Origin of the sequence: Gemmiger formicilis, assembly GCF_016901605.1 — a bacterium.
Classification (GTDB): Bacteria; Bacillota; Clostridia; order Oscillospirales; family Ruminococcaceae; genus Gemmiger; species Gemmiger formicilis_B.
In genome coordinates, this window is the sequence record NZ_JACJKP010001065.1 from 1 (window position 1) to 215 (window position 215).

General features: G+C 55.3%; 1 pseudogene. It reads right to left on the bottom strand.

Annotated elements, in window-relative coordinates:
• A pseudogene (locus H6B10_RS18630) lies at positions 1 to 215 on the bottom strand (ABC transporter ATP-binding protein); the annotation flags it as partial.

Consider the following 215-nt stretch of genomic DNA (forward strand, 5'->3'; position numbering starts at 1 on the left):
GTAGATTTCGTACTTGGCACCAACGTCGATACCGCGGGTGGGCTCGTCCATCATAAAGACCTGCGGTTCACGCTCGAGCCATTTGCCGAAAATTACTTTCTGCTGATTGCCGCCATGGTCGGCCGTTCCTTGGAAAGCCGCTTCCCTCCTGTGGATAATACCCCCGGTGAGCCGATTCTGTCGGTACAGCATCTTTCCACGAAGTATGCCCCCCA